Here is a 22,459-nt window from a genome sequence, read left to right on the forward strand (position 1 = left end):
CAAAATTTAAAATGGATAGCCTACAGCAATATTGAATACCAGGTTTTGCTTTCGCCAATTGCTGTCACCGAAGTCAATCTGGTTAATGACCCACTCGCTACCGTTGGTTTTATACGGCTTTCGTAGGGGCGTTGCCAGGTCAAAACGAACCAGAAAGTAAGATAGGTCAATGCGAATACCAACGCCGGTGCCAATCGCTATTTGCCTATAAAATTCCGGACTAAACTTTGCTTGAGCGGCTGCGCCGAAAATGTCATTATCCGAATAAGTCCAGATATTGCCTGCATCCACGAAAACGGCTCCTTCAATATACTGAGTAAATTTTGCCCGAATCTCCGTGTTTGCTTCAAGTTTGATGTCGCCCCCGCCATCCTGAAATAACAGGCCATTACGAATCGTATCGCGTGCAAATAGACCCGGTCCAATAGCCCGTGGCCGGAAAGCGCGAATGCTGTTACTACCCCCTACAAAATACTGTTTTGTTAACGGCAATTGCAGCCCTCTGGAGTTACCGTATGTAACGCCCAAACCAGCAAACAGTCGGTTCGCCCAGGTTATTTTGGGTGTCAGCTTGGTATATAAACGAGCATCGGCATCAATCCGTAAAAACTGCGCAAACGGAACGTTGAAGATAACCTTGTCCCCATCATCGTTTCGCTCCTTTGACAAAAAGTTGGCCAGGTTACCTGCAATTTCTAAATTGGTAGCCAGGCGGAACGTGGTTGGCGATGCTGAACGAAGGGATGAATTATAATTGAATGAATACAGGCTACTAAAAATCAGTTGTTGCGAGCGGCTTACCGTAAGGTACTGCTGCATGATGTACGGGTTGGTTATGATATTATTTACCGCAGAGTCGAGGAAGGCAGTGCTGATATTCGACGGCCTTACATAGGTGACGTTGAACGGTTGGAAAACATGTTCAACTTGCTGGTTCTGTCGCCAGGCATACCCAAAGGTTGTTTGGAATGAATTGAGGTCGTACAAACCGCCCCGAATAATTTTCTGGTACCCCAGGGTTACATTTGTCTTGGGCAGTGCCTGTCGGCGCTCGTCGTAATTGAAACGGATCGGGCTGACAAGCCGGGGAAAACTAAGCAATGCATCCGCCCCAAATCGATAGTTGGTAACGCTTTGCTCCCCACCACCTATTTGAAATTCAATCCCGGCATTCGTGTTAATGGTTAATAATTCGGCCCGCTTCATGGCATTGCGATTTCGCCAGCTCAGGGTTACCTGCGACCCGTTAAAATTATTTGAACGAGATGTACCGTCCACTTCGAGCCGTACCGATTTTGTGGGGTAAGGGGTCAGATAGTAGTGTACGTCGAGCACGGCTGAGTCCCCCTGTTGATCGGGTTCAAATCGGTTGCGAACAAATTTGAAGGCGCCCAAATTGATAAATCTGGACAGCGTTAAATCCTGTGCCCGGCTACTGTAACGAGCCCCTGGTTTTACCGTAACGATATCCCGGAATAGTTTGGGGTCAAAGCGGTGTGTCGAGTCAACAATAGTAAATTGTTCATCGCTGCGGTAAGCCCGGCGCCGATTTGTGTCATTCTGCGCCGTTGAGAGACTATAGTTCGGATAAAGAAATACATTCCGAATACCATAGGGAACCCCGGCCGCTTCGGGCATATCTGGTTTAATCGCGAAAAATAAACGGGTTCTATGCTTTATCGTGTCATTATCGGCCAGAATGGCCAGGTAATCGGGCAGGAAATAATAAAATCCGCGTTGTTTAATTGCCTGACTAACCCGCTCTCGCTCCAACTTCAAATTATCGAACCGATAAGGGTCTCCCTTTTTTAAGATTGTACGCCGGGCTGCCAATCGCATGGCCGTCTTCATTGACTCGCGAATATTCGTCGTGTCGATAAAGATTACGGTATCAAGGTAGAAGCGAGGCTTTACGTCAACGGTATACACACCCCGGGCCTTATAGCCAGCCTCTTTCAGTAAACCGGTAACGTTTGAGCCAAAATACCCTTCATTTTGCAATGTCGCTTTCCAGACAGGAATGTTGGACGAAATGGCTTTGGCGCTGGCGAATACAGGCTCTTCCCCAAATTTTCGCCGGAACCAGGCCCGTAAACCATTCCGTTTTGGCTCACCAAAAAGATAGTACAAGCCGACTTTGTAAGGATAGCCAAAGAGTTGCTTGTTTGGCCTTGGCCTTGCCAAAGCACCTAATTGTTCTTTTATCGTTCCTTGCTCAGCTTTATTGACGGTCGAATCCGCATTCAGAATAATGTCGGTACCGGCATAGAGTCGTTCATTGGCGGGCAGGTGTTTGGCAATATTACAGCCGTTGAGCGTAAGAATGGACAGGAAAGAAGCCATGTAAATCGTCAGGCGGTTACTGACCTGCACCTTCCTGGATAGAAGCCGGGACCAATACCGGCCAATAGCCGTAACGAGGAAATTTAAGTAAACAAGCATAATTAGTTCAGCGAAGGGCCTGTCGACCGACGAAAAATGTCAGACAGCGTATTAAAGTCTACCGTGATCACAAAACCAACGCCCGTTTCAATAATATAACCATCCAGCACTGCCTGATAATCATTACGCCGATAGCCCCGGAGTACATAGCGCCCATCGCGGCTAAGGTTGTAGTTCAGTGATACATTGTCAAAAACCTCATTTGGGTTTCGCGTCGCACTTTGTGCTGCATTTTCAAGCACAAAGTTTCGACCAACAGAAACTGTAAGCCGTCCCGACAGAAAGCTCTTCGACAAGCCCACATTCAGATCTGTTCGGGCTCCATTTGTGGTACCTCCTGTGTTGGCACTACCTGTTTGCGAAAGCAGATTAAAGTCGACATCGAAGCCTTTTAGAATACCCGACGCCAATTTGCCCAACTGTTCCGAAATTAATTTACTGACGCTATTTCGAGCCACACCTTCAGCCTGTGTATCCAAACCACCGTTGTTCGACGACGAAAAAAAGTCTGAAGTATTCTCGGGAAGGAAACGGTTTAAAATCAACAACGCAAATACCTGTTTGTTGATCTGTGACTGATCTTGCCGGAGCGTTTTCAGTTTGTTCTCGATCGTTGTTGCAAACGCACTGGATGCTGCGGCTCCGCTTTCCTCTGCCTCGGGTAACCGGATGTCGAAATCCAGTTTTGGAGCAGCCAGGTTGTTGCTGATCGTCAGGGCCACATCAAATGGTAACTTACGATTGAGCGCTGCTGCATCGACAGACGTTGACTCATTGCCGATCAGGTCGGCGGGGGAGGTAGATACCTGATAAATAGCCGTCATGTTTATATCGGCTTTGAGCGGATCGCCGGTAAACTGAATGTAGCCGCCCTTTTGAATTTTAAACTGTCGTTTCAATACCTGATAGGTCAGCGAGTATTCGCCTTCGGTTACATCGTAGCGACCTAAGACAGTTATCTCACCAGAGGCATTGACGCCTACATTGAGCCGTGCATTACCCCGCGCCCGTAAATAATCGCCGTTGAGTTCGTCGACAACAATCGTTAATTCCGATTTCTCATCGGCTTCTAGGTCGACCGAAATGGTGGCATTACTAAGTTGATCAAAGGCTAGTCGCGGAGCCAGGCTATCCCGCTTGGGGCGGTATAGGTATTTAGTTAAAGCCAGTGAATCGTTGTGCTTAATAAACGTGACGATCTTGCTGGACTCATTTACGTCCAGTTGCTGGTCTGGCAGCACCATCGCTACTTTGCTGCCGTCTTCGAGCCGGACCGTACCATTGATCGAGGCATTGGATCCGGCGCCTTTGATGCGCAGATCGGTACTGACCGACGCCTGTCCATAGGCATAATCATTGTCTTTTCGGCCCGCGTTAAGCACCTGGAAATGGTCGGCCCGAACGCGCAGGTTATAGGCCGCATCCGGTAGGTTTTTCAGAACAACGGTACCATCGGTTGTGAGGGTTCGCCCCTGTTCATCGCGGAGGTTAAACCCATCCAGCGTAATCGTTTGACCCGAAAAGGCTAGCTTTTCCTGGTCAATTCGGTAGGTTGCATTGAGTTGCTTGATGTTAAACGCGACAGAATCGAACGCAACGCTTCCGTCCATCTTTGGGTTATCTATGGCCCCTTCCACCGTGAAACCACCGGTAAGATTCCCTTTTGCCTGCCGCAACTCGCCAAAGCTAAAGGCTTCGATGGTACGCGCATCCAGGCGATTCAGTTTAATGGCCAGGTCAAGAGCTTGCTTTGCATCGTCGGGATTGTAGAACCCCGTAACGGTTGCGTCATTGTAGGGTCCGGCGAGCGCCGTATTCACACTAATGCGCCCGTCGGATGTGTTACTGAAACGGGCGGTGAGGTTGCCAATGGGTTTAGCCATTACCTTCAGGCTATCTACATAAACGGACCCGATAAAGGCCAGTTTACTGTCGGTACTCATGTAATCCCGAACCACCACTGTGCCGTTAAGCTGTCCGCTGGCCAGGGTTGTATCCTGATTGGCCAGGCGGGCCAGATTTCCCAGCTCAATGGCGCGGGCTGTCACCCGAATGGGGGCGTTGCCGTATTGCTCCGTACTGCTTATCTCCAGCGACTGTTCTCCGGTTTCGATATGAAGTCGGTTGAGCAGTACGCCATCTTTACCGTACTGCGCGAAACCAGCCGTATCTGTTTGCCAGCGCTGGTAGTTTGTCAGTAACCCATTAGGAGCAAAGTTGAACCGGTAGCTGGAGTCGACAATACTCAGCGTACCCGAAACACCGTGTAAATCCTGGTCGATTGAGTCTTTGTTAACGACCGCAAATCGGAATCGGTTGTTGGCCGCTATACCGTTCAGGTTTGTCTGGCGGATGGTGATGCCATCGTACAGAACGCCATCGATTCGTCCATCAACTTTTAGCTGGTTGTTAGCTCCCCGTAGGGTCATGGTACTGCCCTGTAAGGTGGTGGTGTCATAAACGACAACGCCCGTACGGAGTGTAGCCGACAGCGTGGTATCGCGGGTATTGTCCAGATAGGCATTGAACCGGACGGTGTCCATTCGGGTCAAGCCTGGTACAAATGCCTGGAAGAGCGGATTCTGGTAGGCCTTCACCGCCAGCGTAAAGGCGTGCGGGGGCGGAATGCGTTTGTATGTTAATGAGGGTATGGCAATATATTGGCTGATTTCACCTGCAATAATGTCGTATAGTTGGGTGTATTCAAACTGACCGTTTAGCGTCATCCGGGCACCCGGCAGTTGGGCAACCACGTTTTTAGTGTTCCCATCAGCGGCTAACCGCGCATAGAGTGAGTCGATGGGGTAGCTTTTGCCATTGAGGCTTAATACAGCATCGCTGGCCGACACAGTACCAACGGGCTTGGCAGGGTCCGTTGAGGCCATATCGAGTATAATCCGTCCTTTGAGCGATAGCGGGTCGCTGTAGAGTTTCAGCTGTTGCAGGTTTAATTCATTGATGACGGCCTGACCTGTAACGCTTGGGAAATCGCCCTGAAGACCAACTTTCGTATCGAGCGTCAGGTTAGCATTCGGGTCTTTTAATGAACCGATCAGGTTCAGATTACCATTGGCCAGGTTGCCTTCTGCATTCAGGTTCTGATACCGGTAGCCGCTCAGTTCGGCCGACTGTACAGCCAGATCAAAGCGCGTCGACAATGTTTTTGGGTCAATACCGCGCCCGTCCACCGTAGCCCGCCCGGTTACTTTACCAATGGTTTCGGGTTGCTTTAACCACTTGCCCGCATCGAAATCGTTAAGATTCAACGTGCCCTTGTAGGTCTGGTTTTTACCCGCAACAAAGCCCGCCAGCTTTCCATCGAAGGCGGCCGTACCCCACGCGGTATTGAGTTTGGCATCGAGAACGAGGTTATTCAATTGCCCCTGAATTTTTCCGGTGAGTTGAAGCGAGGGCGGCAGCGCAATAGAGGATGGAATTGACCCTTTGGGGGCTAGTTTGTTGATGTCGGCCAGACTGGTCACGGCCTGCTGCACGGTCATGTCGACGCCAATATGATCGGGGTCCGTCACATTCGTCAGGCGGCCACTGGCGCGTATTTTCGTGCCAGAAAGCATATCAAATTCCAGGCGGGGTAAGTTCAGCGAGGCTAACGTACCTGTGGCCTGTGCATTCGCTTTGAAGACGCCCCTGCTATTTCCGGCAAATGGGGGCGTATCGGCTAAGAATGGAGCCAGTTGCAGCACATCCTCTACTGATAACCGACTCTGACGAAGGTTGACGCGAACGCCCACACGCTTCGCAAAACGGGGGTTCGTCAACTGCCCCAATGAGTCATAACGCAACACCATCTGGTCACGTATTAAACTGGTGGGCGTCTGGATATAGAGTTTAGTAAGGGTTGTGGTGGTGTCGGTATAAAGCACGTTGCCTTCCAGTTGCTGAAGAACAAAGCCACTGGTTGACCGAAACTTGCCGTTACGGAGCTGTCCACTGATTTTCTGGCCTCGTTTGCCGAGGTCCTGATACACCAGAAACCGTCCGTCTATTCCCAGATTCTGTAGATCGAGGTGACCGTAATCAAGGCCCTTTTTCTGGCGCGGAGCCGTCTCATCGTCGTAACGGATGCGGTTGTTAGCAAAACGAACGTTGGTCAGTCGGGCTTGCCAACCGGGCGTAACCGGCGTATTGGCTACGGGTTGAGCGGCTGCTTTTTTTGTCGGTTTGGTCAGTAAGGCGGCTATATCGGCATTGTTCAGATCGAGCGATTTAATGCCTATTTTCTCGCCTTCCAAGTAGAAATAGTCCGACTCCATGGCGAGTCGTTCGGCGCTGCCTTTTGTCTGGAAATCGGCTGTTTCAACCTGTACGTCCCATTTGGCATGGTTAATCTGCCATTTTCCCAGTGCCAGATTGAGCGTATCTCCCGGTTTACTTGGGGCGCTTGGTGGTGTCGGTAGCCCTTCGTATAACCTTGTGTAGAGGTTGAGGCCATTGACAGCTACGTTCGACAGATGGTACTTTGACGTCGCTACGTCGGTCTCGCTGAACGAAGCCCGCAGGCTATCCAAATACGCATTGACATTGGCCCCAACAACGTCATCTTTGTACTTGATTCGCACGTCTCTCAGGGCAATACCATTCAGGTTGATCGCCATAGGCGTCGATACCGTATCCGAAGGCTCTGGCGCAGTCCCTGTATCGAAGGCATTGAGGATGTACTGAAAGTTAAAGGTGGTGTCGGGTAATGTGCGGTTTATATTCAGACGGATGTGTTCCAGTTCAATTTGATTGAGAGCAACCCGATTATTAAGCAGGCCCCACATGTCGAGGTCCACGCGCATCCGGCCACCGTTGAGCAGAGTATCCCCTTTCGGGGTCTTAAAATAGACGTCCTCCAGCTCGATCCAGTCAGGAATCGAATAGCTGATCCGTCCGATGCGAAAGGGCGATTGAAGTTTTTGAGCAAGGTATGAGTTTACCTGATTGGTAACCAGTTGCTGTCCCCAGGGCGTTGTAGCGACAATAACCACAAATCCTACCAGCAAGAGGATAATGGCAATTATACCAAGCAGAATACGGACAAACAGTTTTGACACAAGACGCTGAGTTTTGGCGAAAAACTAATCGGTTCGGGATTACGTCAGGAAGTAACACGTCATTTTATAACGAGTTAGGCGCTTATTATGTTACTAGATTATGGCCAAAGCTACTAATGTCCTTAAATATATCCTATTTGACCGGCATCAGTTTGGCCTACCTATCGAGCCCATTTTAAGGGAGAACAGATAGCGCTAGACACTATACGCCGTTTGGCCCTAAGTTGTTGCTTCAATCTTATTTTAATGTTATCAACCAGTTGTCCAATCCGGCAACCTTTTGTCCGGCTGCGTGCTCTTTCTTCGACAAGTTGTTGCAGACCCGGACCGTAGGGGGTAATTTTGGCTTTCACTTTAGTTCAACCATGAGCGATCTTTTTACCGCCGAGTCTATCATTAGCCTACTGACCCTGACATTTCTTGAAATTGTTCTGGGTATCGATAACATCATTTTTATTTCCATTGCGGCTAATAAACTAGCCCGGAACGATCAGCCTAAAGCCCGAAATATCGGCTTATTGCTGGCTATGGGTTTCCGACTGGTGTTACTGATGGGCATTTCCTTTGTTATATCGCTGAGCAAGCCGTTTACGCACATTGATGCGGGCTGGTTCAAAGCGGCTCTGACGGGCCAGAGTCTTATTCTGTTTGCCGGGGGGCTATTTCTGCTCTATAAAGCTACTTCCGAAATCCACCATAAACTGGAAGGTGGCGACGAAGGAGAGGCTGAAGGGAATGTGAAAGGAAAAGCCACGATATCAAGCGTGGTCACGCAAATTGCCATTACCAATATTGTTTTTTCGATAGACTCTATTTTAACCGCCATCGGTCTGACGCAGAACGTCGCCATCATGATGATCGCCGTCATACTGTCGATTCTGATCATGATGTTCTTTGCCGGGCCCGTCGGTTCATTTGTCAACGAACACCCGACTATCCAGATGTTGGGCCTCGCCTTTCTAATTATGATTGGGTTTATGCTGGTGGCCGAAGGCGCTCACTTGTCCGAAGTGGTCATCTTCAATCAGGAAGTCGGCACGGTGCCCAAAGGTTATTTGTACTTCGCCATTGCCTTCTCGCTCCTGGTCGAGTTTCTGAATATCCGGCTTCGGAAGAAGCAGTCGCCCGTAAAACTGCACAACTACGAAGGCCAACCCGACCGCGACGGCATGATTTAAATCAATGATAAATGATGAATCATGAATGACTTTCACACGCTGGTTACTGATCATTTATGCTTCATCATTCACTATTCATCATTTGCAATTTGCCACTTACTGATCAACTAACCGACATTCTTAGTAGCCTCCGCGGCTTCGGTCCTGAAATTTGGCTATCCGTGTCATTTTGCTTGCTGCTGATTGCCGAATTAATTTTCGTTCGGGTCATGCCCCTACCGAAGACACGTCGTTATCTGGCTGGGCTGAGTGTTCTTGTTTTGCTGGTAGCGGGCCTTTGGGCGGTATACATGCCCACGCGGGGCTTCCTGTTTACGAACCTATTGTTTGTTGATAATCAGGCTATTTTTATTCAGGCTATTGTTGCGTTAGGCGCTATACTGGTTGTCCTGTACGAGTTTTTGTCTTTCCCACAGGCCGAGACAGGACAATTGCTTCAGGTTCGCCGGGGCGTTGGTGTCATCCGGCAGCCAGGATTGCCGTTCGAGTGGTATTCCCTGCTGGTCGCCATGACGTTGGGCCTGTTTCTGATGGCGATGTCGGTCAATATGCTCAGTATTTATCTGAGCATCGAACTGGTTTCTATTTGCTCGTACCTACTTACAGCCCTCACGACTAGTCGGAAAGCGTCGGAAGGTGGCATAAAATACCTGTTGTTCGGGGCGGTAAGCTCCGCGATCATGCTCTATGGCATGTCATTACTGTATGGCATGACCGGTACACTCGACCTAACGGCGGATGCCTTTGGGGCCGAACTGGCTCGTCAGGAAGGTTCGGTTGTGGCCGTTGCCATGTTACTTACGGCGGCTGGTTTGTTGTTCAAGCTTGCCGGGGTACCCTTTCACATATGGACGCCCGATGCTTATGAAGCCGCTCCCATACCCGTCGCTGCGTTCTTCTCGGTTGGCCCAAAAGCGGCTGCGGTACTGGTGCTGATGCGGGTGATCACCGCCTTGCCCGCCGAGTCGGGGACGGGCGGAACAACGGCAGCTGTGTTGCAAACGCCCTTGGCCGTACTGGCCCTGGCGGGTATTTTGATTGGTAACCTGTCGGCGCTTCGGCAAACGGAGGCCAAACGACTGCTGGCTTACTCAACCATTGCTCATGCCGGGTTTCTGCTGGTGGGCGTGGTGGCTTTGAACAACGCGGGTTTCGAAGCGGGTTTATTTTATGTAGGTACCTATCTGTTTATGTCGCTGGCGGCTTTTTTTCTGGTCGATTTACTGGCGCGAAGCGCCGGGGTCCCGCAAAACGAACCGCTTACAATCCATAATTTTGCTGGCCTGGGCGCAAAGCAACCGCTACTGGCCATTGCCTTAACGGTGGTGATGCTGGGCTTGACGGGTCTGCCGCCTACCGTTGGTTTTACGGCAAAGCTACTGGCTTTTTCGGCGCTTTACGAAGCCTACCAGCAAACGGGTGATGCCTGGTTGCTCGCTTTGTTTGCGCTGGGTCTGCTCAATGCCCTGATTTCATTAGTCTATTACCTGAAAATTCCATTCCTTCTTTTTTTTCGGCCAATTCCTACGCAAACCGACGTGTTAGCACCTGTTGTTTTACCAAAGGCCCTGGTCTGGCTGGCGGTTAGTTTAACATTGCCCGTGGTCCTCTTATTTTTAAAGCCTGATCTGTTGCTGTACTTTATTGATAGACAGTAATTTTCCCGTTAACTCGAAGAGATCCTGTCCTTTCGGAAAAGGCGCTCACGTTTCGTTTATTTGTATTATAACAATCCCGCTGCACCTATGAGTCCTGCTCGCGACCTGATGGTCTTAGATATGTCCCTTGATGAACTGTTCGATCAGTTCGACAAACTCCGCGTGTTGATTATTGGCGACGTTATGCTTGACTCCTACGTATGGGGGCGTGTGGAGCGGATTTCGCCTGAAGCACCCGTGCCGGTGGTAACGGTCGATCGGCGCGAACGGCGCCTGGGTGGGGCTGGAAACGTGTTGCTGAATGTACAGGCACTGGGTGCCGAAGCCATCATTTGTTCGATCATCGGCACAGATGGACCGGGCGATCTGCTGGAGCAGGAGCTTTGCGATCGGGGCCTGAATTGCGATGGACTTATCCGAAGTAAATCCCGCATTACCACGATCAAGGAACGGATTATCGCTGGCTCTCAACAGGTGGTTCGCGTCGATACCGAGACGGATAAATACATTACTATCGACGAACGTGAACAGTTGATTTCCAAAGCCAAAGAGCTCATTCCAAGTTGCCATGTCGTTATTTTTGAAGATTACGACAAAGGGGTTCTGAGTAAAGAAGCCATTGCCGAGATCACCGATTTCGCCAATGAGCAGCGGGTTCCTACGGTGGTTGATCCCAAAAAACGCAACTTCCTGTCGTACCAGAACACAACGCTTTTCAAACCGAATCTGAAAGAGTTGCGCGAGGGCTTAAAAGTAGATTTTGATGTCGATAATGCCGAAGAATTCCAGGCTGTGGTTGAGCAGTTGAAGGAAACGCTGAACCTGAAAGGCGCCCTGATTACTTTATCGGAGCGGGGTGCATTTATCGATTATAACGACGAGAAACTGAAGCTGCCCGCTCATATTCGCAAAATTGCTGACGTATCGGGAGCCGGTGACACGGTGATCAGCATTGCCGCCTGTTGCGTAGCGCTGAAACAGCCGCCCAGCATCATTGCCGGATTGTCGAACTTGGGGGGAGGACTGGTTTGTGAGTCAGTAGGTGTTGTGCCTATCGACAAGGCCCAACTGAAACAGGAAGCGAAGGAGAGCTTGTAGTGTATTGTGGTGGTGCGGCATGCCGCACCACCACAATACACTACATTTCTTTCACGGCGTCCACAAAACAGCGGGCTTTGTCTGGATCGGTATCAGGATAGATGCCGTGGCCAAGGTTGGCAATGTAATGCTGGTGCCCGAAGTTGCTGAGCATTTGCTTTACCTCTGCCCGTATCTGAGTAAAATCGGCGTAGAGCACACAAGGGTCCAGGTTGCCCTGTAAGACTCGGTCCGGAATCAGCTCCCGCGATTCTTTCGGGTCCATGTTCCAGTCCAAACCGACTACGTCGCAGCTCAACTGCCCAATTTCGTGGCGGGCGAAGAAGGCGCCTTTGGCAAAAACAGTGACCGGGATATCGCGGTCCGATGCACTACCAACAAGATCGCAGATCTGTTTGATGTAAGGTAGAGAGAACGTTCGGTATTGCTCGGGGGAGAGAATACCCGCCCAGGAATCGAAAATCTGAACCAGATCGACGCCCGCCCGTATCTGAGCCTGCAAATAGGCTATCGTGCTATCGGTGATTTGCTGTAGCAGCGCGTGGGCAAAATTGGGATCAGTGTAGAGCAGCTTCTTGGCAACCGAAAAGGTTTTTGACCCTTTGCCTTCGGTCATGTAACAGAAAATAGTAAAGGGTGCTCCTGCAAAGCCAATGAGCGGCACACGGTTATTCAACTCCTTCTTTGTGAGTTTGATGGCATCGAGCACATAGCCCAAATCACTTTCAGCATCGGCAACGCGCAACCGACTCAGGTCGGCCTGGCTCCGTACCGTCGATGGGAACACGGGGCCCCGGCTTTCGATCATTTCATACGGCAGGCCCATCGCTTCGGGCACGACCAGAATATCGGAGAAAATAATAGCAGCATCCACGTCGAATGCGTCGACCGGCTGAATCGTCACCTCGGCCGCTAGTTCAGGGGTTTTTGCCAGCGTAATGAAACTTCCGGCCCGCTCCCGAACGGCCCGGTATTGGGGCAGCACACGCCCAGCCTGACGCATCATCCAGACCGGTACTCGCTCGGTCAACTCGCCCCGTGCGGTGCGGAGTAATAAGTCATTTTGTAAAGTCATGCCACAAAGATAAGCCCGGAACGAGGATTCATCTGCCAGGAGTTTCGCGGAGAGTCCTGCTTCGGTGACTTTTTCTTGCCGGTTATGGTGATAAAGCTCCTCATCCGAACTGGACAGTATTTGCGTTGAATTTATTTTGTGGGGTCCTGGCAAAATTTCCCAATTTTGCCAAAACTAGACGATGCTATGCCTTCTCTCTTTATCGACGCCGAACGGCTGCGCGACCTCAATAGTGGTTTGGGGCAGGTTTGCCTACACCTTGGCCATGAACTCGTTCGCCAGCGCCCCGATGGGTGGAAGTTAACGTTCCTGGTGCCTAAAGGGCAAACGGGTATTTTCGGTAACTCGGTAAGCTATATTGACGCATCGTGGTTACAGAAACTCTGGATTCAGGGCCAGTATGATGTATGGCACTGTCTGCATCAGGATTCCGCCTATTTGCCAGGTACATCTCAGGGGAAATTAATTGTAACGATTCATGACCTGAATTTTCTCGAACGGGCTGATTACTCTGACAGAAAAAAAGCGGATAAACTGGCAAAAAGTCAACGCATTATTGATCGGGCTACCGTGTTGACGGCTATTTCCCACTACACGGCATCGACGGTGAAAGAACATCTTCGTATTCCAGCCGCCAAGCCCATACACGTCATCTATAATGGTGTCGCCGTCGATCCGAAAAACGCGCCAACCGACATTCCTGCGGAGTCGGTACCGGCCGATGCGCCCATTCGTTCGTTTACCCAAGCGCCTTTTTTGCTGTTCGTTGGGGTCATTCACCCGAAAAAGAACGTTCATACGCTGCTACCCCTGCTCGAAGCGTTTCCCGATTATCGATTGGTTTTAGCCGGGCCGGACGGTCATCCATACGCCCAGCACATTCGTGAGCAAGCCCTAAAGCTTGGCATTGCCGACCGCTTACTGTTGCCCGGTTCGGTCGATGAAGCGACTAAATTGTGGCTTTATGCCCACTGCGAAGCGTTTTTGTTCCCTTCCCTCTCCGAAGGATTTGGGTTGCCCGTGGCCGAAGCCATGGCGTTCGGGAAGCCGGTGTTCATTTCGGACCGGACGAGCTTGCCCGAAGTTGGTGGCAAAGAGGTCTATTATTTCGAAAACTTCGAGCCGGAAAGTATGGCCAAAGTCCTTCATGATGGCCTGCACGACTTTGGCCAAAACCCGCTGCGCGAAGACCGGTTACGTCGCCGGGCCGCCGGGTTTAGCTGGCCCAGTGCAGCGGGGGAGTATTGGAAGCTTTATGAAGGACTGGTGAATTTAAACGCTTGAGTTAAGGGGCTTTTTGAAGACGGTTGCTCCGATTGTTTATCAGCACATTTTTAATTGACAATATAATCGCTGCGTAATAGATCAGGCATAGTGTTTCCAGAAAGCTTTCCAATACGGTAATGATCTGGTGCGAGAGGCCTAAATCAAACTTTGGAAACAAATATTTATTCATTGCCAGCAATGTCATGCTCAACCCATAAGCAATAATATATACCGGCGAGCTGGGCAGCCTAACTGCATAATTCACTTCACGGCGGTTCCGATAAAAGAATACACCACTCAGAATTACATTTAGAAGTACAGAAAGCGATACATAAAAGAAACCTACACCTAAACCTGATTTAATCGTTTCCTCCTGGCCTATAAACGCGTTTACTATATACAGACTAATGAACAGGCAGACAGACAGTGGCCAGTGCGAACCCTGCATGAAGGAGTGTACTAGGTTCCACTCCATCGCATAGACGCGACGAGCTTTCTGCGTCTGATATTCTTCTTCCATTTTTAGCAATCCCTTACGCCCGCCAAAGCCAGTATGGATGTCATGAAGTGCTACAGAGAACTCCATACCTTGGTCTAGCCGTTCACTAATTCCCTGTATATAATGGTCGGTGAGTTCGGCAATCAGGTCTTCATTGAGCAACCAATTTTCCTTTCGCAGATGGTTGTCAAGTATTGAAAGTTGGGCGGGAGTGAGCATAGGGAATTAGGTCAGTATAGTTCGAAATTGTTCGCGGCTCAATTGGAAAAGACTAACGGCGTACAATAAATAAGCAATGCAAAAGACCGACGCGAAAGCCGCCGTTAGGGGAAGAAAGCCTGACTTATATTCGTCGCTGAAGCAATTGGACAGACTTATTAAGGTCATTGGAAGGTTAGCCTGTTGCTTTAAATAACGCCAGGCCAGTTTTTGCCTATTATCATATTCGCTACCTCCGTTGACGAAGATATAGGTCAATGCCAAGCAGGGGCTAAGAAGGAGTATAGCAAAGGCGACATTGCTCGCCGTAGGTGTCATTACCGCCAATAATTGATAAATCAACACGCTCACAAGCAGCGTCACGACAATAGCCGGCCATCGGAAATAAGATTTCACAATGGCGAGGTGCCGGTTCTTTAGGTACTTACGGGTGCTATCTGCATAATTCCTCTGAACCGCCTGTAAACCTTTGCCTGCTCCCAGTTCAGCCCACGCCCATTTACTAGCATCGTCGAAGGAGAGGCCTGTGGCCATTTTTTGCTCGGTCAGTGTTGCATAATGATCGAGCAACTCATTCAACACATCGGTGTAGTCAATGTGAGCCAACTCGACCAAATCGTAGCGTAAACACTTAAGTTCAACATCCGTCAGCGCCATCTTTTACAAACTCGGTTTAAGGTTAAGGACCAAATTTAGATTCTCTAAGAATGCCGTCAATTCGGCGATGCGCCCGGTGGCTTCCGCGTGGCCGATTTTGGTGAGCGAATAATATTTGCGGGCTCGGCCATCTACTACCTGCGTTTCGGTTGTAAGCAAACCGTCCGCTTCAAGTTTGTGTAAAGCGGGATATAGGGCACCCTCCGTAATGGCCATCTCACCGGCCGTCAGTTCTTTTACTTTTTGCGTAATCTCATAGCCGTACATCTTTTCGCGGTCTTCGAGTAACCGCAAAATTATCACCGAGAGGCTACCTTTTAATAAAGAGGAAGTATTGGAAGCGTTCATGGCTCAAACGTACAAAAGAATTCTATATACCTACATATCTTAGGTATGGGAATTTTGCGTTTTGAACTAGTTTCCATAGGCAACCAGAACAGTTTCAGGCGTCGTATAATACAGTTGAAACCCCTTGCTCCGCATAAATGAAAACCGGTTCACTCGCTTATAGGCTAGTAAACCGGCCTGAACTGATGACAATACACGCGAGTGCGGAAACGGTTCTGACTGCGTTTATACATCAGCCTGAATCTTAAGCCCGATATCGCCACTCAGTAGCTCCTGAGAAAAAACTGAGTCGTGAACCACCTGAGAGCGATCTTTGATCAGTTTTGATTTCTGAAAAAAGACCTGAGCAACCTCATCATGGTTTAGCTTCTCAAAATGCTGCCCCAGACGAGTTAGCAGCATCGTCGTCTCTTCAAGCCCTTGCATCGCCTGCCAGAGGATGGCTTCTACATTTGTCGTAACTTCCGATAAAAGCGCGCTAATCGTATACGCATGCCCGGTATGGCAGCGGAACCGGATAATGTTGCCTTCTTTGAGTTGTGTAAGGGCTCCATGACATTCAGGACAGGTAAAAGGCGTTAACTCGCCCATGTCAATAATACCCATTTCAAAGGCGTTGTCCTTACCAGCGATAACAATCTCCATTTCCAGAAGCTTGAGCTCTCTCTTGGTCAATTTGATTGTCGGCCTGGTGGGTTCAGCCGTTAGTTGTGCTAGCAAGGCCGCCATCTGGCTCGCCGGAAGGGAGTGGTCAACCTCTACCTGCTCCTGCACATTGAGCGGCATTTGTGGAAATAAGGCGTCTTCTGGCTGCTGAATCATCGTTAAACCACCAAGGCGTTTGACAGACCAAAGGCCAGACGTACCGTCATCCAGAACCCCAGACAAGACAATGCCAATCACGCGGGAACCATAGGTATAGGCCGCTGAGCGAAACAGCGCATCGACAGAGGGTCGGAATCTGTTCTCTTTCGGCCCTCGCTTTACACCTATTTTACCGTCCTCCACCAGCAGGTGATGATCCGGAGAAGCTACGTAAATTTTCCCCGGTTCGATAAGCTCACCATCCTTTGCGATAGTCGCCGGTAGGGGACCTAACCGATTGAGAATTTGGTGTAGATTACTAACAGAGTAAGGGGGAATATGCTGGACAATCAAAATAGCTGCTGGAAAATTTGGTGGTAAAGCCGCTACAATCTCCATTAAGGCGGGTAGGCCTCCAGCTGAAGAGCCAATAATAACAATATCGCGCTTAACTGTTTTTTGGGTTGATTTTTCCATGCGAGTTGTCTTCTACTTACGTATATACTCCTCCTGTTCAACCGTATTGCTATCAAATAGTTTTCACGCCACTTCTTTCGGCGCAAAATCTGACCTATAGCTGTGTCAGCGCTGGGCCTTACGCAGAACGCTGCCGATGAGGCTGCCGGCAAATGTCAGTCCAATAGACCCATAGAGACTGAACGTTTCTACTTCCCGATGCGTACTGAGCGGGTCTGGTCCTACCACCACATAATACCCAACCAGAATCGTGAAGGCTTGCAGAATCGCCAAAGCCCACCCTTTTCGGGGCTCAAGAAACCCGATACCAACGGCTGATGAGGCAGCCCATAAGTAAGGCCAGTGGATAACCGGGCTTATTTTGATGAGATACAGCAGAAGTAGACTCGCCAATACTGTTAGACCCGCATTGAGAAAAAAACGCCGGTCAAAAAAGCCGGTTTGTTCAGCTGGTGCGGCCAATGGCCTGTCTTTTACCAATTGTTCAATCTGAGTAGCTTTGGCCAGATCCTGCTCGGCCTGCTCGGTTTGGTGAAGTTGCTGACGCACCAAACCACGCCAGTGGTACGGCTCGGCCATATCGCCATGGGTATGAAAAATCGCTTTATCGAAATCCTGAAACGCCGTCGGGTAGTCCTGCTGTTGGTAGTGAATCTGTCCGCTCTCCAGATGGAGTTCGGCAATGCTGTCATCGTAGCTCTTTCCCTGGTTTAGATCAGCCATTGCCGCCTGCTGGTCGCCCAGATCCCGATAAATCCGGGCGCGATACAAGTATGCCACCGCCGATGTAGGCCGTGTGGTAATGGCATTATTGAAGTAAGTCAACGATTTGGCAAGCTGCCCTGTTTCGTAGAGGGTGATGCCTTCCCGCAACTGTTCGGCCTCTTTCTGGGCATTTGTCCGTTGATCGGCATAATAGCGCAGGTAAATTAGATAACCGACAAAAGCAGACACTAAGGTGAATTCAAGCATAAGTCATCAGTATTGTACGATCTGTCAGGCAGATGGCAGTTGAATGTTTTATCTACAACATCCCTAAGGGTATAAGAGTCCCTAAAAATGCCTATTTAATGTACCAAACCTATGCATGAACCCTCAATTTCACCAACGAGGTTTTCGGGAGCAAAATCATAGGCCTTCAGATCAATCAGATAAACCCCGGTTCGGATTACCTTTGCAGGAAGAATGAAAACATACCTTCGATTACTCTCGTTTGCCAAACCACTGGGCCGCTTCCTGACGCCGTTCGTTTTAACGTCGTTGTTGTCCAGTGTCTTTGGCGTGTTAAATTTCACCCTGCTCATACCCCTACTCAGCATTTTATTCGACAAGGTCGATGCCAAAGAAATGCAGGCGTTCCTGAGCCAACCCGCTCCATCCATCACAACGGGACCCAGCGATTTTTTTCGCTATTATTTTGCTCAGGTGTTTCAGGAATATGGCAAAGTAGGAGCTCTGCAATTTGTTTGCTTTGTTATTATCCTGTCGGTGTTGCTCAATAATTTGTTTAAGTATCTTTCCGTCAGGCAATTAGAGTCGTTCAAGGCGCGTATGGTCGCAACGCTTCGCGAAGCGGTCTTTGCCCAAACGCTGCAACTTCATCTGGGCTTCTTCTCGAATGAGCGGAAGGGAAACCTCATTTCGCGGACAACGACCGATGTGCAGGAAGTAGAAAACTCCATTGCCAATACGCTGTCGGCCGCATCGAAAGAGGTGTTCCTGCTAATTGGCTACATCGTGGCCCTGCTCAGCATATCGGTCAAGCTGACCTTATTTGCCATTATTGTCATTCCCATTTCGGGCGGTTTCATTGCCACGCTTGTCCGGCGGATGAAGCGTGACGCGCAGGAAGGCCAGCAGCGATTGAGTGGTCTGGTCAGTCTGCTGGATGAGACATTCGGCGGCATGCGCGTGGTGAAAGGATTTGTGGCGGAGGGCTTTATTCTGGACAAATTTCGGCGCGAAAACGAAGGCTACCGAAACGCCATTCGGTCGCTGGCGAACCGGCGCGAATTGGCCTCTCCATTTTCGGAGGTCATGGGCGTCGTGGTTGTCGCTGGTATCTTGTTTTACGGCGGTTCGCTTGTCCTGAGCGGACAGTCCGATTTAACGGCGGCCCAGTTCATTGCGTACATCGCCATTTTCTCGCAGGTAACCCGCCCTGCCAAAGACATCTCGAATGCTTTTAGTGGATCGCAGCGAGGATTGGCTTCGGGCGAGCGTGTGCTGGAGTTGATCGATACCACTCCCATCGTTCAGGACAAACCCAATGCTGTTGCCTTGACCGGATTCCGGGATAAAATTTCGGTGCAGCACGTGTCATTCGCCTACAACGCCGATACACCCGTTCTGCGCGACATTGATTTCGATCTTCAGAAAGGAAAAACCATTGCCCTCGTTGGCTCATCGGGTGGGGGGAAATCCACGATTGCCGACCTCATTCCCCGATTTTATGACCCTACTGCCGGTAGTATTCTCATCGACGGCGTCGACCTGCGCGATTGTACAATGGCTTCCCTGCGGGGGCTCATGGGCATTGTGACGCAGGAAAGTATCCTGTTCAATGACACAATCTTCAATAACATTGCCTTTGGTAGCGCGGCCACTGAAGCCCAAGTAATGGAAGCTGCCCGCATTGCCAACGCCCACGAGTTCATTGTGGCTCAGAGCGATGGCTACCAAACGATCATCGGCGACCGGGGGGGCAAGCTATCGGGCGGACAACGGCAGCGCATCAGCATTGCCCGGGCTATCCTGAAAAATCCACCGATTCTGATTCTCGACGAAGCCACTTCGGCTTTGGATACCGAGTCTGAAAAATTAGTACAGGAAGCTTTAACGCGCCTGATGGCCAACCGGACAACCTTGGTCATTGCGCACCGGCTCAGCACCATTCAGCACGCCGATGAGATTCTGGTGGTGAATCAGGGCCGTATTGTGGAGCGGGGGCGTCACGACGAACTCCTGACCCTGGACGAAGGATTCTATCGGCGGTTAAGTACAATGCAGAGCGTTTAAGCGGTAATTATCTCATCATTACTTACTGACGACAATCGTCCAGTCTGGCCCGCTGAATACCTTATATTTGTCCGAAAAATTACCCTGGTTTACTGCAATGGAGAAATTCAGCAGGCTGTTGATATAGCCAACATCGTCGCCAGTAGGGGCTTCCCCAAAGGTGTTGACCAGCAGAACACGCCTGTCGTAGCGAATATCGTTTTTATGGAAAACCTGAACGTGTAGGGTTTCGCCATGCTTAACGCCTAACTGGTCGATCATAGCTTTAGGGATATTGCTCCAGACATTGCCGTACTGAACGTCGAGAACAGGGATGTTTCCTTTCACCACTCCTTTCTCATTGACCGCTTTCTGGTAAGGAAGGCGAACAACGTCGGCGGCTAACGTGGGGCCTACCTGTGCAAACGTAATGGTTTTGGAAGCCAGACGAGCGGCTGTATACGCATAGACATCGCGACCATGAAACGTATACGATGCGCCTGAATTTTTGAGCCGGTTAATGGCTTCATCAATCTGTCGGATTTCCTGAATGCCGAGGTGTTCGGCAATCAATGTGAGTGTGCCGTTATCGGGGGTGACGATGTAGTGCCCAGATTTCGTGAGCAGTACAACTGAACGCCGTTCGGTACCTACGCCGGGATCGCATACAGACACAAATATAGTACCTTTCGGATAATAGGGTACAGTTTGGTGGAGTCGATAGGCAGCTTCCCAGATGTTGTAGGGCGGAATCTCATGGGTAAGGTCCAGCAGCGTGAGACTTGGCGATACGCCCACCGCCACTCCTTTCATCGCCGATACTGCTCCGTCTTTCAGGCCAAAGTCAGACTGAAAAACCACGATGCCATTTTGCGCGCTGACCAGCGGCAGAACGAACAAGACAAAAAGAATCGAACTGTAAAGAGACCGCATACGAGAATCGGGTTATGGATTGAACATAAGGCCGCTTTAACTTTCCTGACGGATAAACTGGAAGGCTAAATACTTCATTCGTTTGTGGGGTTGACAGTCAGGGGCGCGAAGGAAATGATCAGGCCTATCCCGATTTTAGTACTAACATCGGCAATCGTGTAGGCTATATGAATCCAATTAAAGTCAATAGCAGTGCATGTCAGAAAGTAGCCAAGGGGATAAATAACCCCCAAAATACCAAGTGCGTAGGCAATCTGCCGATATTTAAAAGACAAATCAGGCTGTGCCTGGCTGATAAGCTGCTTCCAGAGCTTGACTAAGGTGTGCAGAACAACACCATACCCAAGCATGGCAATGGCTCCCCACACCAATTTGGGACCGACCTGGATTTCGTTATCAAAAGCGAGTTGTTGATGGCCAATATAGCTCGTTAATACCATAAAGAAACTGCCTGCTACCAATCGGGTCAGTATCTGTGTACGAATAGCTGGCTGAAGTTTGGTCACTAAAGCCACCTGAATCAATAGCAGTGGAATGGTGATTGCCCAATCCATATAGCGAAATTGGCCAATGGCGTTGTATGACTCGCGTATGAGTACCTGCCTGTCGCTAGGATTGGCTACCGTTACCAGGTCGGCCAGCAGATCGTGGTAATAGCCTTGAATTCGGTAATAAGAGAGACCGGAGATGGCCGCCACAATAGCAGTCAGAAGAGGGGCTAGATTCTGGGCCTGGTGTAACGGTATACCTGGGCGTGAGGCCAGCGCAAAAATGAATGTACCCAGAAAACTATACGTAGCCACGATCAGCAGAAAGTACGTGACTAACGGAAAAACACCAACGACGCCCGCCGTTGGAACAAAAGAATCAGCTATTTCCATGAATGCAATAACGTTAGTAACCTCAAAACTAACGCTACTGCATTCATGGCGCAATGGTAAAGCCTATTTTGGTGTGCCAGACATTGCTTTCATCGTTGACATTTGTTGCTTGGACTTGTCAACCAGTTGCTGAGCAAACGCTTTTAATGAACTATTCTTGCCATACTGCAAATAGGTAGTTGCCATGTCGATCGCATCCTGACGATGGTCAAGAAGAAGGTTAGAAAAATTAGAATCCAGACTACTCGTTAGTTTATCGCTTGCCCCTGTCTGTTGTAATTTCAGATTCATAGCTTCTATATTCTGGCTTTGCTGTTGCACAAAAGCCTGATTTGGGCGAGTAGGCTTAATTTCAGTGAGTGCACTATTGAGCACATTTATATCGGCGTCTGTAGCGGCTAGCATTGTCTTCGCCATTTGCTTTAAAGACGAATCCTTCCCATTTTGAATTTCCTGTTTCAGCAAATCCTGCGCTCCTTGGGTATGTATTTTGGCTTGGAATGCGTAATCGAAATCAGGGTCTCCGGTTGCTTGTAATTTTTTCATTTTGGCTATCATCTGCTGTAGCGGCTGTAACAGCGTTGTTTTAGCTGGATCGCTGGCTTGCGCAGTACTAGCCGTTGCCGCGCCGGTGGTTGCTTGTGCACAGGCCATGAGCGAACTACTGGAGAGCAGCGCTGCCAGCGCCCAAATGGATAAATTAGCTTGTCGCGTTTTCATTGGGAGAACTTATTTTTTAGGTGTTAAACGAAGTTTACTATAGCCTAAAGACAAAAATAGAGCCAGAAGGTTTAACGGCAGGTACTTCGCTGTCAGGCAATTTGTGAGTTGGGCAGTAAACTAACACCTCTTCGACGAGAAATAGCCATT

Annotated in this window: 16 protein-coding genes; 5 read left to right on the top strand and 11 right to left on the bottom strand. The window is 49.7% G+C overall.

Annotated elements, in window-relative coordinates:
- Window positions 1-6 precede the first annotated feature (6 nt).
- On the bottom strand, window positions 7-2,442 hold the full coding sequence (gene tamL / locus SD10_RS03280; RefSeq protein WP_082111503.1) for a translocation and assembly module lipoprotein TamL: 2,436 nt from the start codon (window positions 2,440-2,442) through the stop codon (window positions 7-9).
- 2 nt (window positions 2,443-2,444) lie between these two features.
- Window positions 2,445-7,499, bottom strand: a complete 5,055-nt coding sequence (locus SD10_RS03285) for a translocation/assembly module TamB domain-containing protein (protein ID WP_046375667.1) — start codon at window positions 7,497-7,499, stop codon at window positions 2,445-2,447.
- A 365-nt stretch (window positions 7,500-7,864) separates the two neighbouring features.
- Here SD10_RS03285 and SD10_RS03290 point away from each other — a divergent pair, with 365 nt between their 5' ends.
- From SD10_RS03290 to SD10_RS03300, 3 genes are all read left to right on the top strand, one after another.
- On the top strand, window positions 7,865-8,677 hold the full coding sequence (locus tag SD10_RS03290; protein ID WP_046578996.1) for a TerC family protein: 813 nt from the start codon (window positions 7,865-7,867) through the stop codon (window positions 8,675-8,677).
- A 56-nt stretch (window positions 8,678-8,733) separates the two neighbouring features.
- Window positions 8,734-10,335 carry an NADH-quinone oxidoreductase subunit N gene (locus SD10_RS03295; protein WP_394330462.1) on the top strand — a complete coding sequence of 534 codons (1,602 nt, stop codon included), beginning with the start codon at window positions 8,734-8,736 and terminating at the stop codon, window positions 10,333-10,335.
- A 108-nt stretch (window positions 10,336-10,443) separates the two neighbouring features.
- A complete protein-coding gene (locus SD10_RS03300; protein WP_046578998.1) occupies window positions 10,444-11,433 on the top strand; it encodes a bifunctional heptose 7-phosphate kinase/heptose 1-phosphate adenyltransferase in 990 nt (329 codons plus the stop codon).
- 40 nt (window positions 11,434-11,473) lie between these two features.
- Here the strand turns inward: SD10_RS03300 and hemE are convergent, their stop codons facing one another.
- Window positions 11,474-12,508, bottom strand: coding sequence for a uroporphyrinogen decarboxylase (gene hemE / locus SD10_RS03305; RefSeq protein ID WP_046578999.1), 1,035 nt, complete (start codon window positions 12,506-12,508; stop codon window positions 11,474-11,476).
- Between the two features lie 186 nt (window positions 12,509-12,694).
- On the opposite strand from hemE, the gene SD10_RS03310 reads away from it, so the two are divergent.
- Window positions 12,695-13,792 carry a glycosyltransferase family 4 protein gene (locus SD10_RS03310; protein WP_046375668.1) on the top strand — a complete coding sequence of 366 codons (1,098 nt, stop codon included), beginning with the start codon at window positions 12,695-12,697 and terminating at the stop codon, window positions 13,790-13,792.
- Between the two features lies 1 nt (window position 13,793).
- Here the strand turns inward: SD10_RS03310 and SD10_RS28580 are convergent, their stop codons facing one another.
- The 5 genes from SD10_RS28580 to SD10_RS03335 all read right to left on the bottom strand — a co-directional run bounded on the left by SD10_RS28580 (window position 13,794) and on the right by SD10_RS03335 (window position 17,750).
- Window positions 13,794-14,492 carry a hypothetical protein gene (locus SD10_RS28580; RefSeq protein WP_052731059.1) on the bottom strand — a complete coding sequence of 233 codons (699 nt, stop codon included), beginning with the start codon at window positions 14,490-14,492 and terminating at the stop codon, window positions 13,794-13,796.
- Between the two features lie 6 nt (window positions 14,493-14,498).
- Entirely contained in the window at window positions 14,499-15,149 is a 651-nt protein-coding gene (locus tag SD10_RS03320; RefSeq protein ID WP_046375669.1) for a hypothetical protein, read from the bottom strand.
- 3 nt (window positions 15,150-15,152) lie between these two features.
- Window positions 15,153-15,497, bottom strand: a complete 345-nt coding sequence (locus SD10_RS03325) for a PadR family transcriptional regulator (RefSeq protein ID WP_046375670.1) — start codon at window positions 15,495-15,497, stop codon at window positions 15,153-15,155.
- 225 nt (window positions 15,498-15,722) lie between these two features.
- Window positions 15,723-16,778 carry a chemotaxis protein CheB gene (locus tag SD10_RS03330; RefSeq protein ID WP_046375671.1) on the bottom strand — a complete coding sequence of 352 codons (1,056 nt, stop codon included), beginning with the start codon at window positions 16,776-16,778 and terminating at the stop codon, window positions 15,723-15,725.
- Between the two features lie 105 nt (window positions 16,779-16,883).
- Window positions 16,884-17,750, bottom strand: coding sequence for a tetratricopeptide repeat protein (locus tag SD10_RS03335; protein WP_046375672.1), 867 nt, complete (start codon window positions 17,748-17,750; stop codon window positions 16,884-16,886).
- Window positions 17,751-17,963: 213 nt separating this feature from the next.
- Between SD10_RS03335 and SD10_RS03340 the strand changes: the two genes are divergently transcribed.
- A complete protein-coding gene (locus SD10_RS03340) occupies window positions 17,964-19,796 on the top strand; it encodes an ABC transporter ATP-binding protein (RefSeq protein WP_046375673.1) in 1,833 nt (610 codons plus the stop codon).
- 18 nt (window positions 19,797-19,814) lie between these two features.
- Here SD10_RS03340 and SD10_RS03345 read toward each other — a convergent pair whose 3' ends face one another.
- From SD10_RS03345 to SD10_RS03355, 3 genes are all read right to left on the bottom strand, one after another.
- Window positions 19,815-20,708 (bottom strand): SAM hydrolase/SAM-dependent halogenase family protein, encoded by an 894-nt coding sequence (locus SD10_RS03345; protein ID WP_046375674.1) that lies wholly within the window; start codon window positions 20,706-20,708, stop codon window positions 19,815-19,817.
- A 74-nt stretch (window positions 20,709-20,782) separates the two neighbouring features.
- Window positions 20,783-21,589 carry a bacteriorhodopsin gene (locus tag SD10_RS03350; protein WP_046375675.1) on the bottom strand — a complete coding sequence of 269 codons (807 nt, stop codon included), beginning with the start codon at window positions 21,587-21,589 and terminating at the stop codon, window positions 20,783-20,785.
- Window positions 21,590-21,652: 63 nt separating this feature from the next.
- Window positions 21,653-22,309 carry a DUF305 domain-containing protein gene (locus SD10_RS03355; RefSeq protein ID WP_046375676.1) on the bottom strand — a complete coding sequence of 219 codons (657 nt, stop codon included), beginning with the start codon at window positions 22,307-22,309 and terminating at the stop codon, window positions 21,653-21,655.
- Window positions 22,310-22,459: the final 150 nt, after the last annotated feature.

It is taken from the genome of Spirosoma radiotolerans, from assembly GCF_000974425.1.
Taxonomy (GTDB): domain Bacteria; phylum Bacteroidota; class Bacteroidia; order Cytophagales; family Spirosomataceae; genus Spirosoma; species Spirosoma radiotolerans.